The organism is Pacificoceanicola algae (assembly GCF_049341065.1).
Taxonomy (GTDB): Bacteria; Pseudomonadota; Alphaproteobacteria; order Rhodobacterales; family Rhodobacteraceae; genus Pacificoceanicola.
In genome coordinates, this window is record NZ_JBMPIX010000001.1 from 462825 (window position 1) to 479369 (window position 16545).

Sequence of the window (16545 nt, forward strand, 5' to 3'; positions counted from 1 at the left end):
TGCCGGATCAGGGGTGCACACGGTCAAAGACGATCTGACCGTGCAAAATGCCGCGCCAATAGCTGCAACTATCTTCGAGCTGGGAAAAATGCTCCCAAGCGTTGAGGGTAAAGCGGTCCGGCGCCATCAACAGGATCATCGCGTTGATTGAATCGCGCGAGACCTCGTGCTCGGGGTCGATCTGGTTTTCTATCGTCGCCAGATCTTGCGGCAATAGCCCTGACAGCTGCTGGGTATAAGCAAAATATTCGCTGGTCGCGACGCAATCGTCGAAGGGGCAGGGCGTTTGATCGTAAAGCGCATGCGCCATCTCATGCAGGATCACGCTGGCAAAAAGCCGATCAGTGGGGATGGCGTTGAACAGGCTCTGCTTCAATCGGAGGGCTGTCATCGCGTCCGGCGCCAGAACCTCAATCCTGTTTTCCCCGCAGTGGAACAGTCCGAGGCAGTTGTTTTCGAGAGAATTTACGGCTTCGATCCCCAACGGGAACGGATCGGGCAAGTTGCAGCTGCGAAACTGTGCAAGCGCCGTGTCGGTATGGGTGCAGACGGTTTGGGCCAAGTCTGGTGATGCAGTCTCGACCTTCACGATATTGTTGTCACAGACAAATGTCTCTGCGCCCAAGGCCGAAGCCCAAAGACTGACTGTTGAAACTATGATACGATGCAATTGCGCCCCCTGCCTTTTGGTCACGATAGACCAAGGCAGGGGGCGTGAACAATGTCAGGCGCTGCGCGAGGCGCGCTTGCGTTCGTGCGGGTCAAGGTGCCGCTTGCGCAGACGGATAGCGTTGGGGGTCACCTCGACCAGTTCGTCGTCGTTGATATAGGCAATCGCCTCTTCAAGGCTGAGCGTGATCGGCGTGGTCAGGCGGACTGCTTCGTCGGTGCCCGAGGCCCGCACGTTGGTCAGCTTTTTGCCCTTGAGCGGGTTCACTTCCAGATCGTTGTCGCGGCTGTGTTCGCCGATGATCATGCCCTGATAGACCTTGGCCTGGGCGCCAAGGAACATCTTGCCGCGCTCTTCGAGGTTCCACAGTGCATAGGCCACGGCCTCGCCATCCTCCATCGAGATCAGCACGCCCGAACGACGACCCGGGATCGGGCCCTTGTGTTCGGTCCAGCCGTGGAACACCCGGTTCAGAACGCCTGTGCCGCGCGTGTCGGTCAGGAATTCGCCGTGATAGCCGATCAGGCCGCGCGACGGGACATGCGCGATGATGCGGGTCTTGCCAGCGCCAGCGGGCCGCATTTCGACCAGTTCACCCTTGCGCGGGCCGGTCAGCTTTTCGATCACGGCGCCGGTATAATCGTCATCAACGTCGATGGTGGCCTCTTCGACCGGTTCCATCAGCTTGCCGTCCACCTCTTTCATGATCACCTGCGGGCGCGAGATTGACAGCTCGAACCCTTCGCGGCGCATGTTTTCAATCAGAACGCCCATCTGCAGTTCGCCGCGACCGGAAACCTCAAAGGCTTCGCCGCCGGGGGTGTCCGCGATCTTGATGGCGACGTTGGATTCGGCCTCTTTCATCAGGCGGTCGCGAATGACGCGCGACTGCACCTTCTTGCCATCGCGGCCAGCAAGGGGCGAGTCGTTGATGCCAAAGGTCACGGTGATGGTCGGCGGGTCGATGGGCTGGGCTTCCAGTGCATCTTCGACGGCCAGCGCGCAGATGGTGTCGGCCACGGTGGCCTTGCTCATCCCGGCAAGCGAGACGATGTCGCCGGCCTGCGCTTCTTCGATGTCCTGCATGCCAAGGCCGCGGAAGGCTTGGATCTTGGAGACACGGAACTGCTCGATCTTCTGGCCAATGCGCGACAGGGCCTGCACCGTGGCGCCAACCTTGATCTTGCCGGTTTCGACACGGCCGGTCAGGATGCGGCCAACAAAGGGGTCCGCGCCCAGCGTGGTTGCCAGCATACGGAAATCTTCGTTCTGACGCTTGACCTGCTTGGGGGACGGGACGTGATCGACGATCAGTTTGAACAGCGCGTCAAGGTTCTTGCGCGGACCATCCAGCGTGGTGTCAGCCCAGCCATTGCGGCCCGAGGCGTACATATGCGGGAAATCAAGCTGATCTTCGTCGGCATCGAGCGAAGCGAACAGGTCAAAGCATTCGTCCAGCGCACGGTCCGGTTCGGCGTCGGGCTTGTCGACCTTGTTCAGCACGACGATGGGGCGCAGACCAAGCGCCAGCGCCTTCGAGGTCACGAATTTGGTCTGCGGCATCGGGCCCTCGGCGGCGTCCACCAGCAGGACAACGCCATCGACCATCGACAGGATACGCTCAACCTCGCCGCCGAAATCCGCGTGGCCGGGGGTGTCGACGATGTTGATACGGGTGTTCTTCCATTCAACCGAGGTCGGCTTGGCAAAGATGGTGATTCCACGCTCGCGCTCAAGATCGTTGGAGTCCATGGCGCGTTCCGCCACGGCCTGGTTGGCGCGGAAGGCACCGGATTGTTTCAATAGTTCGTCAACAAGGGTGGTCTTGCCGTGGTCAACGTGTGCGATGATCGCGATATTTCGCAGGTCCATGTATCTAGCCAGTCATATAAGGGTTGCGCGCGGCGTACAGGGCATCGCGCCAAAAGGCCAGAGGCGATGCGCCGCAGTTTCGACAAACCTGTTTCAAGAGTGTGACTTTTGTCGGCAGGGGGCCGCTGTCAACCGGCGGCGCTCCGCTGATCCCGTTTGTGTGATTGGAACTAAAGGCGGGGCAATCCCATTTACCTGATGACGGCCGGCAGCACAGCGCTGCCTATGGCCGCAGAAAGAACGAAGGAGCAGAAAAATGAAACGGATGATTGCCCTGACGACCGCAGGTCTCATGCTGAGCGGAGCAGCCTATGCTGGCTCGATGGCTGAACCGGTGATGACGACGCCTCCGCCGCAGCCAGCGCCTGTGCCTGTGCAATTGGGCGGTGACTGGACCGGCCCCTATGTCGGTCTCAGCTTTGGCCGTCTGGATGCCGAAGGTGGCGGCGTCAAGGATGATGGCACGGTCTATGGCCTTTATGGCGGTTATGACTACGACTTTGGCCAGCTCGTCGTTGGCGGTGAGCTTGAGTATCAGGCGACCGACGATTTCACCCTGGGCGGCGTCGCGATTGACGATGTCTGGCGCCTGAAGGCTCGGGCTGGTTATGACGCCGGTCCCGCGCTGATCTACGCGACGGCAGGTTATGCCAAGGCGAATACCTCGATCGGCGATGCCGAGGGCGGCGTCTATGGCCTTGGGATGGAGTACAAGGTGACCGATCGCTTCAGCGTCGGCGGTGAATACCTGCGTCATGATTTCAACGACGTCGGCAACACCAACGTCGACGTTCAGGCGGATACCATTTCGCTGCGTGGCACAATGCGCTTCTAAGCCACAAATGTTGCGACACAGCGCCCCTCGGGAGAGATTCCGGGGGGCGTTTTAATGCGTGGATGCGTTTGAAAAAAGGTGGATGACCAGAATGCCCGCAAGGATCATCCCCATCCCCAGAACCGCTGGCAGGTCAAGCTTTTGCCCAAAGACGGCAAAGCCGATCAGCGCGATCAGCACGATCCCTAGGCCGGACCAAATCGCATAGGCGATCCCGACCGGGAAATAGCGCAGCGCCTGTCCCAAAAGATAAAACGCCGCCGCATAGGCGATCACCACCACGACGGTTGGCAAAGGTTTGGTAAAAGCCTGACTGGCCTGTAGGGCCGTGGTGCCGATGGTTTCGGCCAGAACAGCCAGAATTAGCGTGAGATAGGGCATGGCGGCACCAATTATTCTGAAAATTTGCGGGTAATCTTGATCAAATCCTGCCTGAATTCTTCGCCGGATAAAATGGAAATCGCTGCTTCTTTAACTGTGTGTAAGGTCGCGTTGCCTAGGCTCGTCAGTGGTTAAAACCCCTGAGGAGATATTGATGAAACGTGCACTTTTACTGTCGGCAATGCTTGCCTTCACCGCCCCCGCAGCCTTTGCCGCCGAACCTAATGTGGCCATGCAGTCCTACTTGAATGATGTCGTGATGCCTTGGTCCCACGAGGGCGTTCTTGTTGACGCGGTCAAGGCTCAAAACGCGAAGACCAGCGGCTATGATGCGGCCCAGATCGAGGCGCTGGATCAGACCTGGAGGGCCGAGGTCGGCGCGGCTGCAACCCCGACAATTGATCCCGTGCTGCATAACGCAGCGGCAGATTTCCTGCGCAATCAGGTCGAGGCTTCGGGCGGTGTGATCACCGAAGTCTTCATCATGGATGCCAAGGGGCTGAATGTCGCGGCCTCGGGTGTGACCTCTGACTATTGGCAGGGCGATGAGGAAAAGCATCAGATGACCTATTCCAAAGGCCCCGACGCAGTGCATTTCAGCGAGATCGAATTCGACGAATCCAGCCAGACCTATCAGGCGCAGATCTCAATTTCGCTGACGGATCCCGCCAATGGCGAAGTAATCGGCGCCATGACGGTCGGAATCGTCGCTGACGCTTTGATGTAAGTCGTCGGCGATAGGCAACCGGGGCGGTAACGGGAACGAGACAATGAAAAACGAGCAGAAAAAAGTGAAAGCCGGCGTTTCGGTCATGCGGTCAATCTTTGTCCGCAGTGCCGCCATGATGGCGGTGACCACGATTGTGGTCGCCAGTGTCATGGCGGTGCAGTCGGCGCGTCTGGTGGATGAATTGGCTCGGCGCGGGGTCATCACTCAAGCCGCCAAATCCGTCGATGCCGAAGCCAAGGCGCTTGTCGCTCCGCTGCGTTTCAAGGCCGTTGCCAAAGTTGACGAACAGATCAAAAGCGCCATGGCCGCCGCCGGAGAAGATGGTCTGGCGGTGGTCGTTGTTGATGCCACTGGACAGGTCATCGCACAATCGGGCGTAGATGAAACGGCGATCGTGGCTTTGCGCGCTCTTGCTGCGCAAAGCCTCGACGCCGGTTCGGCGCAATATGCAAGCGGCGGGCTTTACGCGGCCAATCCGGTTGCGGTTGACCCGGATACGCCCGCGCTGGGTGCGGTTGCGATGGCTTTCAGCGATGAAAACGCGCTGGCGTCGGTTGCAGGCGAAAAGCGTTCTATCGTGTTTTGGGCGATCGGCATCTTTGCGGGCATGATGGCTCTGACAATTTTCTTGTTGCGCCGCTTCCTTGGGGTGCCTCTGAACATTCTTGGTGGTGCCATCGCACGGGTGTCCGAGGGCGACTACGACACGCCTGTTGGCTTTGCTGGTCGCCGAGATGAGATAGGCCAGATCGCCGGCCACCTGGAAGCCTTGATCGCCAAACTTCAAATCGCGCGCAGCGCCGAGGAGGATCGCGTTCACAAGCTCGAAGAGCAGGTGGCGGTTGTCCAGCACTTGGGCAATGGGTTGGATGCCCTGGCAGAAGGGGCGTTGCATCACCAGATCGACGTGATTTTTGCTGATGAATACGAGGCGTTGCGCCACAACTTCAACCGTGCGGTTCAAAGTCTGAGTTCGGCCATTGCGCATGTGTCGACAAATGCCGGAAATATCCTGCATAGTGCCGACGAAATTGCCCGGGCTTCGGATGATCTGTCTCAGCGCACGGAAACCCAGGCGGCAACGTTGGAACAGACGGCGGCCGCTCTGGAACAGCTTCTGGGGATCGTCAAACGTGCGGCAGAACGGGCCGGGGACGCGGACGGCGCGGTGCGTACGGTGCGTGAAACGGCCATGCACAACGGCGAAGTCATGCAAGAAGCTGTCGGCGCCATGGGAGAAATCGAAAAGAGCTCCGAGAAGATCGGTGAGATCATTACGGTGATTGATGACATCGCCTTCCAGACCAACCTGTTGGCACTGAATGCCGGGGTCGAAGCGGCGCGCGCCGGGGAATCGGGCAAAGGCTTTGCCGTGGTCGCCTCAGAAGTGCGCTCGCTGGCGCAGCGCAGCGCCGAAGCGGCACAGCAAATCAAGGAATTGATCGAAGGTTCGTCCGGTCAGGTCAAGGATGGGGTGCGTCTGGTCGAGCGGGCCGGGGTGGCACTGGAACAAGTGGTCAAACAGGTCGGCGAAATCTCGAGTCTCGTGACCGAGATCGCCGCGGGCGCCAGCGAACAGGCCGAGGGTCTCAATGAGATCAACACCGGCGTCAGCAATCTTGACCGCGTCACACAGCAAAACGCGGCCATGGTCGAAGAAACGACTGCCGCGGCGCATATGCTGCGCGGCGACGCCACCGAGTTGAGCCAGGTGGTTGGCCGTTTCGATACCGAAGGTCAGGGAAGCGAAGGCGCTGAGCAGAGTTCGGCCCAGTCGAAACCTGCGCAAGGTCCTGCACCTGATATCAAAATGGATGCGGCGTGAAAATGTCTCCCGGCGGCCTTGCCTGCCGGGAGACATCAATTGGGTTCAAGATTTGGCAAGCTGATCAGAGATCAATCCGGGCAGGTCAGCAAAGTCGGAAAAGCTTGCCGCATGGGGCAGGGTCTCGACCGCGCTCTTGCGATAGCCCTCTGTGAACAACAAGAATGGCACCCCGGCACGGTCTGCGGTTTCGGCATCCACCTCGCTGTCTCCGACATAGATCATGGGCCCTTGCCCCAGAGCGTCAAAGGCGGCTTTCAGAGGTGCCGGATCAGGTTTTCGCTGTGGCATGCTGTCGCCACCGACAACGCAATCAAAAGGGCCGAGTCTGGTGATTTTCAGAATGTCGACCGCAGGGCCTTGGGGTTTGTTCGTACAGACCCCCAATAAATGGCCTTGCCCCTTGAGCTGGCGCAGCATTTCCACAACCTTCGGATAGGGGCGTGTCAACTCGCCGCTGACGGCGTTGTAATGATCCAGAACCCGGGCGGTCAGTTCGTCGTGGCGCTCCGGTGCCAGCCCGACACGTTCCATTACCAGCTTTGTCAAATGCGGTAATCCATTCCCGACAAACGAGGTGATGGTCGCCAGATCAAGCGGGGCAATGCCTTGTTCCTCCAGCATGCGCGCAGTGCCCGTATGGATGTCCGGAGCGCTGTCGATCAGCGTGCCGTCAAGGTCAAAAACGATGCGCGCGCTCACGCTGCTTTCCACTTGATCGAACATCCCATGGAGGGAATCTGGTCAAGGGGCCCCTGACCCGTCTGGGAAATTTGCTTCATGGCCTCGAACAAATCACGCCGCACGTCCGGCGCGGCGGGCGCCTTGCGCGAGGCGTCAAGTCTTCCGCGATATTGCAATTGCAGGTCCGCGTTGAAGCCAAAGAAGTCCGGCGTACAGGCGGCGTCAAAGCTGCGGGCCACGCTTTGGCTTTCGTCGTACAGGTATGGAAAGGGAAAATCGCGCTCTTCCGCCATGATCTTCATATTGGCAAAGCTGTCCGCCGGATAGGCCGTGGCATCATTGGCGCTGATCGCGACGACACCCACGCCAAGGGCCTGCAAGTCGCGCGCATCGCGCAAGATCCGGTCAAGGATGGCAAGGACATAGGGGCAGTGGTTGCACATGAAGATGACCAGCGTGCCGTTTGGGCCTTTGATCTCAGATAGCGACAGGCGGCGCCCATCGGTTGCAGGCAAGGTAAAGTCCGGCGCTTGCCAGCCAAAATCGCAAACAGGGGGTGTATCGGCCATGGGGTCCTCTCAGGCGGCTTGTCGCGCTCCGGCGGCTGCGGCGCGGATCGCGGCGATATTCTCGCCATAGGGCGCGGGATTGTCCACCGATCCGCCGCGGAAAACCGCTGATCCCGCAACAAGAACATCCGCCCCGGCCGCGGTCACCAAAGGTGCGGTCACGGGATCAACGCCGCCGTCGATCTGGATATGCACCTCGCGGTCGCCGATCATCTCGCGGACCTTGCGGACCTTGGCGGTCATGTCGATGAACTTCTGCCCGCCAAAGCCGGGGTTTACGGTCATCACCAGCACCATATCCGTCAGATCCAGCAGGTCGCTCACGACTTCGGCGGGGGTGCCCGGGTTCAGCGCTACGCCCGCCTTCATCCCGGCGCCACGAATGGCCTGCAAGGTGCGGTGGATATGCGGTCCGGCCTCGACATGGGCGGTCAGCATGTCGGCCCCAGCCTCGGCATAGGCGTCGATATAGGCATCGACAGGCGAGATCATCAGGTGCACGTCCATGAAGGTTTTGACGTGCGGACGAAAGGCTTTCACGGCGGGCGGGCCAAAGGTCAGGTTCGGGACGAAATGCCCGTCCATGACATCGACATGCACCCAGTCGGCGCCCTGCGCTTCGATGGCCTGAATCTCGCGCCCGAAGTCGGCGAAATCAGCGGAAAGGATCGACGGCGCGATCTTGATGGAACGGTCGAAATTCATTCTGCGGCCTCCTGAGCCAAGGGGCGATCAACATCCAGCCCGCCCCGGAACACGCGGCTTGGACGGATGTCGGCTTCGGTGATGGTGGACAGGGCTGCGGCATCCAATGGCCCCCGGCTTTCGGAAAACAGCCGATTGGCCTGTCGGAGCCGCGCCCGGTCCAAAGCATTTCGGATCGAGCGTGCATTGGCAAAATGCGGCTGTCCCCGGCGCAGGGTGATATACTCGGCCAAGGCGCGTTGGGCACCCTCATCCAGCGTATAGCTTTGCCCGTCCAGCATGGTGCCTGCGATGCTCAGCAACTCGTCATCGCTGTAGTCGGGAAAGTCGATGTGATGGGCGATGCGCGACCGAAACCCGGGATTGGCGGCAAAGAACTTGTCCATCCTGTCGGCGTATCCGGCCATGATCACCACCAGATCGTCGCGGTTGTTCTCCATGACCTGCAATAGGATCTCAATGGCCTCCTGGCCATAATCCCGCTCGTTATCCGGCTTATAAAGGTAATAGGCCTCGTCGATGAACAGCACGCCGCCCATGGCTTTTTTCAGCACCTCTTTGGTCTTTGGGGCGGTATGGCCGATGTATTGCCCTACCAGATCATCGCGCGTGACCGAAACAAGATGGCCTTTTCGCACATATCCCAAACGGTGCAAAAGCCCGGCCATCATCTGCGCCACGGTGGTCTTGCCGGTGCCGGGATTGCCGGTAAAGGACATATGCAGGGTCGGCGTTTCCTGAGTCAGCCCCATCTCGCGCCGCGCCTTGTCGACCAACAGCAGCGCGGCGGTCTCGCGGATGCGCTGTTTGACCGGGGCCAGGCCGATCAGGCTTCGGTCCAGATCCTCCAGGACCTCCCGCACACCCGAGGCTTCGTATTCTGCAGCAAGATCCACAGTCGTGGGCCTGACCGTCTCTGTTCCATCACTCATGTGTGGCTCCTGTTCTCACTGGTCCATAAATATCCCGGGGGGGTCTGGGGGGCTGGCCCCCCAGTTGGTCGGGCCGGGGCGCCGGCCCGAAACCCGTCAGCGCGCGTCCCAGGCGTATTTCTGGGAGCGGCCTTCAAAGTCGGTGCGCTGCATGTGGAACTTCGGCTCATCCTTGGGCCGGTTGACGATAAAGCTCATCATCACCGACTCGAATCCGCGGGTGTCGTCAAAGGCCTGGACCCGGATGTAGGCATCCGGGTGGGCCTTGCGGCAGTCCTCGAATTCCATCATCGCGCCTTTGGCGTCGCGCAGGTCGAACATGGGATGGCCCCACATCTCCCAATAGGTGTTCCGCGGGTGGGGATCGTAGGAATATTCAAGGCTCACGGCCCAGTCTTTGCTCAGGATGTATTCGATCTGAGCGGTGATCTGCACATCGTCGAGATCGGGGAGGAAGGAAAAGCAACCTTGGGTGATACGCATCAGTTTGTCTCCTGTCGGAATAAAGGGGGGGGCGGGCAGGGCCGCCACGCAGAGGGGGTTACATGGCAGGGGTTTCCAGCGGCACGAAATCGCTGGTGTCGGTCGAGGTATAGTTGAAGGTGATGTTGCCCCATGTCTCCAGCGCTGCCTCCAGCGGTTTGCACCATTTGGCCGCCGCGCGCAGGATATCTGGTCCTTCGTTGCGGATGTCGCGGCCTTCGTTGCGGGCAAGGATCATGCATTCCAGCGCCACGCGGTTGGCTGTGGCCCCGGCCTGAATGCCCATCGGGTGGCCAATGGTGCCGCCGCCGAACTGCAAGACGACGTCATCGCCGAACAGGTCGATCAGCTGATGCATCTGGCCCGCGTGAATGCCGCCCGAGGCGACCGGCATGACCTTCTTGATGTCCGCCCAGTCCTGTTCAAAGAAGATCCCGCGCGGCAGGTCCACCTTGTTATGGGTCTCGCGGCAGACGTTATAGAAGCCCTGAACCGTCAGAGGATCGCCTTCCAGCTTGCCCACGGCGGTGCCGCAGTGCAGGTGGTCAACGCCCGCCAGACGCAGCCATTTGGCGATCACGCGGAAGGAAATCCCGTGGTTTTTCTGACGGGTATAGGTGCCATGACCGGCACGGTGCATGTGCAGGATCATGTCGTTGTCGCGGCACCATTTGCTGATCGACTGGATCGCCGTCCAGCCGATGATCAGATCGACCATGACAATGACGCTGCCCAACTGCTTGGCAAACTCGGCGCGGGCGTACATTTCCTCCATCGTGCCGGCGGTGATGTTCAGGTAGTGGCCCTTGACCTCGCCGGTCTCGGCCGTCGCCTTGTTGACCGCTTCCATGCAGTACAGGAACCGGTCGCGCCAATGCATGAAGGGTTGCGAGTTGATGTTCTCATCGTCCTTCATAAAGTCGAGACCGCCCTTGAGTCCTTCGTAGACAACGCGGCCATAGTTCTTGCCAGACAGTCCCAGCTTGGGCTTGGTCGTGGCGCCAAGCAGCGGTTTGCCGAATTTGTCCAGGCGTTCGCGTTCGGCCACAAGGCCGGTGGGCGGGCCCTGGAAGGTTTTGCAATAGGCGACCGGAAAGCGCATGTCCTCAAGGCGCGCAGCCTTCAAGGGTTTGAAGGAAAACACGTTGCCGATGATCGAAGCGGTCAGGTTGGCGATCGAGCCTTCTTCGAACAGGATCAAATCATAAGCGACATAGGCGAAATACTGGCCTTCCTGACCGGGCACCGGATCGACACGATAGGCCTTGGCGCGGTACTGGTCGGCGGCGGTCAGACGGTCGGTCCAGACCACCGTCCATGTTGCGGTCGAGGATTCGCCCGCCACGGCGGCGGCGGCCTCGATCGGGTCGACGCCTTCCTGCGGGGTGATCCGGAACAGCGCCAGAAGGTCGGTCGCCTTTGGTTCGTAATCGCCATCCCAATAGCCCATCTGGGCATATTTCAGAACACCGGCGGCATAACGCTTTTTCTTGTCGGTGATTTCGGTCGGATTGGTCATGTCGTTCATGGTCTCTCTCCTGGATGGAATTACGCGGCGCGGGCGGCGGCGATTTGCGGGTCAAGGGCGCCTGATGCATAGCGGGCGGCCATATCGTCGATGGCGATGGGTTTGATCTTGGCGGCCTGTCCGGCGGTGCCGAAGCGCTCAAAACGGTCCTTCACCAGCGCCTCAAGCTCGGCAATGGCGGGGATCATGAACTTGCGCGGATCGAATTCTTCGGGCTTTTCCATCGCGATCTTGCGGAACTGTCCGGTCATCGCCATGCGGCAGTCGGTGTCGATATTGACCTTGCGCACGCCCATACGGATGCCTTTTTCGATCTCTTCGACCGGCACGCCGTAGGTTTGCGGCATGTGGCCGCCGTATTGGTTGATCAGATCCTGCAAGTCCTGCGGGACCGAAGAAGACCCGTGCATCACCAGATGCGTGTTCGGCAGCTTTTCGTGAATGCCCTGAATGGTCTTCATCGACAGGATGTCGCCATCGGGCTTGCGGGTGAACTTGTATGCGCCGTGGCTGGTGCCGCAGGCAATGGCCAGCGCATCACATTTGGTGCGCAACACGAAATCCACCGCCTGATCAGGATCGGTCAGCAACTGATCTTCGGTCAGTTTGCCTACGGCGCCTGATCCGTCTTCTTCTCCAGCTTCGCCGGTCTCAAGGCTGCCCAGAACGCCCAGCTCGCCCTCGACACTTGCGCCAACCGCATGGGCTGCTTTGGTGACGCGGGCCGTGATCGCCACGTTGTAGTCGTAGCTGGCCGGGGTTTTCATATCCTCTTCAAGCGAGCCGTCCATCATCACGCTGGTGAACCCGTGCCGGATTGCACTCAGGCAGGTGGCATCGTTGTTGCCGTGGTCCTGATGCAGCACGATATGGTTGTCGGGGTACATTTCGGCCAGCGCCTGCACCATGTGGCGCAGCATGATATCCCCGGCATAGGACCGTGCCCCGCGACTGGCCTGAAGGATCACCGGCGCATCGCAGGCGCGGGCCGCCTGCATGATCGCCAGACCCTGTTCCATATTGTTGATATTGAAGGCAGGTACGCCATAGCCTTGTTCGGCTGCGTGATCGAGAAGTTGTCGAAGGGTAATGAGCGCCATGGTGTTCCTCCCTCAGGCTGCTTTTGCGGCGGCTTGCAGCGCCGCGATACCGGGGAGCGTCTTGCCCTCCAGCCATTCCAGAAAGGCCCCTCCGGCGGAGGAGACATAGGTAAAGTCATCGGCGACCCCGGCGGCGTTCAGCGCAGCGACGGTGTCCCCGCCGCCCGCCACGCTGACCGCCAGCCCCTGACGAGTCAGATCAGCGGCGGTTTGCGCCAGCAGCTTTGTTGACTGGTCAAAGGGCTGCACTTCAAAGGCGCCCAGGGGGCCGTTCCACAGGATGGTGTTGCACCCCGCCAAGACGGTCTGGAAATCGGCCAGCGCCTTGGGGCCAGCGTCAAGGATCATCGCATCACTTGGGCAATGATCCGCGGCGGTGATCTCGTGCCGGGCCTTGGGGGCAAAATCATAGGCGGCGACCACGTCCTGGGGCAGGTGGATTACGCAGCCTGCGGTCTTGGCCAGCCGTTGAATATCGCGCACGGTTTCGACTTCACCGGCTTCATGCAGCGATTTGCCCATGGGCGCGCCGTCCGCGAACAGAAACGTATTAGCCATTCCGCCGCCGATGATCACATGATCCAGTTTGCCGACGAGATTTTTCAGAACCGCGATCTTGGACGAGACCTTGGCGCCGCCGACGATGGCCACCGCGGGCCTTTCAGGCGCTTCAAGCGCGCTGCCCAAAGCATTGATTTCCTCGATCAAAAGCGGTCCGGCATAGGCGGGCAGGTGGTGCGCGAGCCCTTCGGTCGAAGCATGGGCGCGGTGGGCGCAGGAAAAGGCGTCATTGACGTAAAGATCACCAAGCTTCGACAGCGCCGCCGCAAATGCCGGATCGTTCTGCGTTTCGCCGGGATTGTAGCGCAGGTTCTCGCACAGCAGAACTTCGCCATCTTGCAACCCCTCGGACAGGATCACGGCGGCCTGTGTGGAGCAGGTGTCCGAAAACTTCACCGGACATCCCAGCGCTTCGGCCAAAGCGGGGCGCAGCTTGTCCACGGAAAAAACCGGATCCATGACGTTTGGCTGAGGTCGGCCGAAATGAGTCAGGATCACCAACCGCGCACCGCGCGCCAGCAGAGGCTTCATGCCCGCGGCAAAACGGGTGATGCGGGTGGCATCGGTGACGCGCTTGCCCTCCATCGGCACGTTTAGATCGGCGCGGACCAGCACACGTTTGCCGCGGACATCGACATCCATGATCGTCGGGACTTGCATCATATCAGCCTCCCCATGGCGCAGGCGGTGTCTGCCATGCGATTGGAAAAACCCCATTCGTTGTCATACCAGGACAGGATGCGCACCATGCGGCCCGCCATCACCTTGGTCTGATCCATGTGGAAGATCGACGAATGAGAGTCGTGGTTGAAGTCCATGGAAACATTCGGTTTATCGGTGTATCCCAGCACGCCCCGCAACGGCCCGTCAGCGGCGGCGCGGATCGCTTCGTTGACCTCTTCGACGGTGGTGTCGCGGCTGGCCTCGAACACCAGATCCACCACCGAGACATTGGGCGTCGGCACGCGGATCGCCACGCCGTCAAGCTTGCCGTTGAGCTCCGGCAGCACCAGTCCAACAGCCTTGGCGGCCCCGGTGCTGGTCGGGATCATGCTCATCGCGGCGGCGCGCGCGCGGTACAGATCGGGGTGCATGGTGTCCAGTGTCGGCTGATCGCCGGTATAGCTGTGGATCGTGGTCATGAAGCCCTTGTCGATGCCGATGGCGTCGTTCAGCGCCTTGGCGACGGGGGACAGGCAGTTCGTCGTACAGGACGCATTTGAGACGACGACATCCGAAGGCTTGAGATCGCTGTGGTTCACGCCGAAGACCACCGTCTTGTCGGCTCCGGCAGCGGGGGCGCTGACCAGCACCCGCTTCGATCCGTTCTCAAGGTGCAGGGCGGCCTTGTCTCGTGCGGTGAAAATGCCGGTGCATTCCAGCGCCACGTCCACGCCCTTCCACGGCAGATTGGCCGGGTCACGCTCGGCCGTGACCTCGATCGGACCATAGCCGATATCGATGGCATTGCCCTTGACCGTGACCTCATGGGGGAAACGCCCGTGCACGCTGTCGAATTGCAGCAGATGTGCGTTGGTTTCCACCGGGCCAAGATCGTTGATCGCCACGACCTCGATGTCGTTCCGGCCCGATTCCGCGATGGCGCGCAGCACGTTGCGCCCGATGCGCCCAAACCCGTTGATGGCAACCCTTGTGGTCATGCGTTTCCCCTTTCGATCATGGATTTCGTCGCTGCAACAATAGCTTGGACGGTGATATTGAAGTGTTCGTAAAGTTGGTCGGCGGGGGCCGAAGCGCCGAAACTTGTCATCCCGACAAAGGCGTCATCGCGGTCGAGCAAGCACTCCCATCCCTGCCGGATGGCTGCCTCGACCCCGACCCGTGGCGCGGTGCCGCGAACGCAGGCCTGATAGTCGGCGCTTTGCTGGGCAAAGAGCTCAAAGCTTGGGGCCGAAACGACGGCGGCGCGGATGCCCTTTGCACCAAGGGCTTCTGAGGCTTTGATTGCCAGCTGCATCTCTGATCCGCTGGCGATCAGGGTCACATCCCGCCCACCTGCCGCCTCTTTCAGGACATAAGCTCCGCGCGCTACCATATTGGTATCACTATGATTTGTGCGAATGGTTGGCAGACCCTGACGGGACAGGCACAGCACCGTTGGCGTGGTTTGCGAGGTTGCCGCGATCTCCCATGCTTCGGCGGTTTCGACCGCATCGGCCGGGCGCATGACCGTCAGATTTGGCATGGCGCGCAGGCTGGCGATGGTCTCGACCGGCTGGTGTGTCGGGCCGTCTTCGCCCAGTCCGATGCTGTCATGGGTCATCACATAGGTCACCGGCACGCCCATCAGTGCGGACAGGCGGATCGAGGGGCGGCAATAGTCGGCAAAGGCCAGAAACGTGCCGCCGTAGGGACGCAAGCCGCCGTGCAGAGCGATGCCGTTCATCGCCGCAGCCATGCCATGTTCGCGGATGCCGTAGTGGATGTAGCTGCCGCTGTAATCCGCCTTGGAAACTGGCAATTGCCCCTTGGTCTGGGTCAGGTTTGAACCGGTCAGATCCGCCGATCCGCCAACCATCATGGGCAGCGTGGCAGTGACCACCTCCAGCGCCATTTCGCTGGCCTTCCGGGTCGCGACCTTGGGTTGGTCGGCGCTAAGCCGCTGTTTGTAAGACGTGATCGCCTTATGAAGGGCCTTGGCATCGGGCGCAGCAAAAGCGGTATCAAAGGCACGCGCCTTTGCGTTGTTGGCCTTGCGAGCATCCCATGCCGCGCGCGCCTTGGCGCCGCGCTGCGACACGCTTTGCCATAGGCGGTAGACCTCTTCGGGCACCTCGAAAGCCGGATAAGACCAGCCAAGCGCCTCGCGGGTTGCGGCAATTTCCGCGTCGCCCAAGGGGGCGCCATGCACTTTGTGTGACCCGGCCATATTGGGCGCGCCTTTGCCAATCACCGTGCGGCAGGCGATCATCGAGGGGCGTGCGTCGGCGTGTGCGGCGTCAATGGCGCGGGCAATACTTTCGTTGTTGTGGCCATCGATGGATTGCACATGCCAACCTGCGGCCTCAAAGCGTTTGGCCTGATCGGTCGAGGTCGAAAGATCCGTCGCTCCGTCAATCGTAATTCTATTGTCGTCCCAGAAGACCACCAGCTGGCCAAGGCCAAGGTGTCCAGCCATATCAATGGCTTCGTGGCTGATCCCCTCCATCAGGCAGCCGTCACCGGCCAGTACATAGGTGTAGTGATCTTGCAGATCGTCGCCAAAGCGCGCGTTCAGCATCCGCTCGGCCAAGGCCATACCGACGGCGGTGGCGATGCCCTGTCCCAAGGGGCCTGTCGTCGTCTCGATCCCCTTGGCATGGCCGTATTCCGGATGGCCTGCGGTGCGGGCCCCCAACTGGCGAAATGCGCGCAACTGGTCGATCCCCATGTCCTCATAGCCCAGCAGGTGGTGGATCGCGTAGACCAGCATCGAGCCATGGCCCGCGCTCATCACAAAGCGGTCGCGGTCGGGCCAATCAGGCGATGAAGGGTCCAGGGTGATAAAACGGTTGAACAAGACGGTCGCCACATCGGCCAGTCCCATCGGCGCGCCGGGATGGCCCGAATTCGCCGCCTGGACCGCGTCCATTGTCAATGCTCGGATGGCGTTGGCCATCAGGGTTTCATGAGCTGTAACAGAGGTTTGGATGTTCATCTTCAGGGTCTC

The 16545-nt window shown here is 60.6% G+C and carries 16 protein-coding genes; 3 read left to right on the plus strand and 13 right to left on the minus strand.

Annotation, left to right across the window (positions count from 1 at the left end; translation table 11 throughout):
* Positions 1 to 7: 7 nt before the first annotated feature.
* Both ACOYQJ_RS02195 and typA read right to left on the minus strand, forming a co-directional pair.
* Positions 8 to 670, minus strand: coding sequence for a DUF6639 family protein (locus ACOYQJ_RS02195; protein WP_422904356.1), 663 nt, complete (start codon positions 668 to 670; stop codon positions 8 to 10).
* Between the two features lie 54 nt (positions 671 to 724).
* Positions 725 to 2542: a translational GTPase TypA gene (typA, locus tag ACOYQJ_RS02200; RefSeq protein WP_422904357.1), complete on the minus strand. Its 1818-nt coding sequence runs from the start codon at positions 2540 to 2542 to the stop codon at positions 725 to 727.
* Between the two features lie 256 nt (positions 2543 to 2798).
* Between typA and ACOYQJ_RS02205 the strand changes: the two genes are divergently transcribed.
* A complete protein-coding gene (locus tag ACOYQJ_RS02205; RefSeq protein ID WP_422904358.1) occupies positions 2799 to 3377 on the plus strand; it encodes an outer membrane protein in 579 nt (192 codons plus the stop codon).
* A gap of 51 nt (positions 3378 to 3428) precedes the next feature.
* On the opposite strand, the gene ACOYQJ_RS02210 is transcribed toward ACOYQJ_RS02205, so the two are convergent.
* Entirely contained in the window at positions 3429 to 3758 is a 330-nt protein-coding gene (locus tag ACOYQJ_RS02210) for an SMR family transporter (RefSeq protein ID WP_422904359.1), read from the minus strand.
* A gap of 154 nt (positions 3759 to 3912) precedes the next feature.
* Here ACOYQJ_RS02210 and ACOYQJ_RS02215 point away from each other — a divergent pair, with 154 nt between their 5' ends.
* Together ACOYQJ_RS02215 and ACOYQJ_RS02220 are read left to right on the plus strand one after the other, a co-directional pair.
* Positions 3913 to 4485 carry a PDC sensor domain-containing protein gene (locus ACOYQJ_RS02215; protein ID WP_422904360.1) on the plus strand — a complete coding sequence of 191 codons (573 nt, stop codon included), beginning with the start codon at positions 3913 to 3915 and terminating at the stop codon, positions 4483 to 4485.
* A gap of 43 nt (positions 4486 to 4528) precedes the next feature.
* Positions 4529 to 6313, plus strand: coding sequence for a methyl-accepting chemotaxis protein (locus ACOYQJ_RS02220; protein WP_422904361.1), 1785 nt, complete (start codon positions 4529 to 4531; stop codon positions 6311 to 6313).
* A gap of 45 nt (positions 6314 to 6358) precedes the next feature.
* On the opposite strand, the gene gph is transcribed toward ACOYQJ_RS02220, so the two are convergent.
* The 10 genes from gph to tkt form a co-directional block, all read right to left on the minus strand.
* A complete protein-coding gene (gene gph, locus ACOYQJ_RS02225; RefSeq protein WP_422904362.1) occupies positions 6359 to 7015 on the minus strand; it encodes a phosphoglycolate phosphatase in 657 nt (218 codons plus the stop codon).
* On the minus strand, positions 7012 to 7566 hold the full coding sequence (locus tag ACOYQJ_RS02230) for a thioredoxin family protein (RefSeq protein WP_422904363.1): 555 nt from the start codon (positions 7564 to 7566) through the stop codon (positions 7012 to 7014). The genes gph and ACOYQJ_RS02230 overlap by 4 nt, the downstream gene beginning before the upstream one ends.
* Before the next feature lie 9 nt (positions 7567 to 7575).
* A complete protein-coding gene (rpe, locus tag ACOYQJ_RS02235; RefSeq protein ID WP_422904364.1) occupies positions 7576 to 8271 on the minus strand; it encodes a ribulose-phosphate 3-epimerase in 696 nt (231 codons plus the stop codon).
* Entirely contained in the window at positions 8268 to 9203 is a 936-nt protein-coding gene (cbbX, locus tag ACOYQJ_RS02240; protein WP_422904365.1) for a CbbX protein, read from the minus strand. Before cbbX ends, rpe begins: the two co-directional genes overlap by 4 nt.
* 96 nt (positions 9204 to 9299) lie before the next feature.
* On the minus strand, positions 9300 to 9686 hold the full coding sequence (locus tag ACOYQJ_RS02245; protein ID WP_422904366.1) for a ribulose bisphosphate carboxylase small subunit: 387 nt from the start codon (positions 9684 to 9686) through the stop codon (positions 9300 to 9302).
* A 58-nt stretch (positions 9687 to 9744) separates the two neighbouring features.
* Positions 9745 to 11214 (minus strand): form I ribulose bisphosphate carboxylase large subunit, encoded by a 1470-nt coding sequence (locus ACOYQJ_RS02250; protein ID WP_422904367.1) that lies wholly within the window; start codon positions 11212 to 11214, stop codon positions 9745 to 9747.
* A 20-nt stretch (positions 11215 to 11234) separates the two neighbouring features.
* A complete protein-coding gene (gene fba, locus ACOYQJ_RS02255; RefSeq protein WP_422904368.1) occupies positions 11235 to 12314 on the minus strand; it encodes a class II fructose-bisphosphate aldolase in 1080 nt (359 codons plus the stop codon).
* Between the two features lie 12 nt (positions 12315 to 12326).
* Positions 12327 to 13535: a phosphoglycerate kinase gene (locus tag ACOYQJ_RS02260; RefSeq protein ID WP_422904444.1), complete on the minus strand. Its 1209-nt coding sequence runs from the start codon at positions 13533 to 13535 to the stop codon at positions 12327 to 12329.
* Positions 13535 to 14536, minus strand: a complete 1002-nt coding sequence (gap, locus tag ACOYQJ_RS02265) for a type I glyceraldehyde-3-phosphate dehydrogenase (protein ID WP_422904369.1) — start codon at positions 14534 to 14536, stop codon at positions 13535 to 13537. Before gap ends, ACOYQJ_RS02260 begins: the two co-directional genes overlap by 1 nt.
* Complete coding sequence (tkt, locus tag ACOYQJ_RS02270; protein ID WP_422904370.1) at positions 14533 to 16533, minus strand: transketolase; 2001 nt, start codon at positions 16531 to 16533, stop codon at positions 14533 to 14535. Before tkt ends, gap begins: the two co-directional genes overlap by 4 nt.
* Positions 16534 to 16545 lie beyond the last annotated feature (12 nt).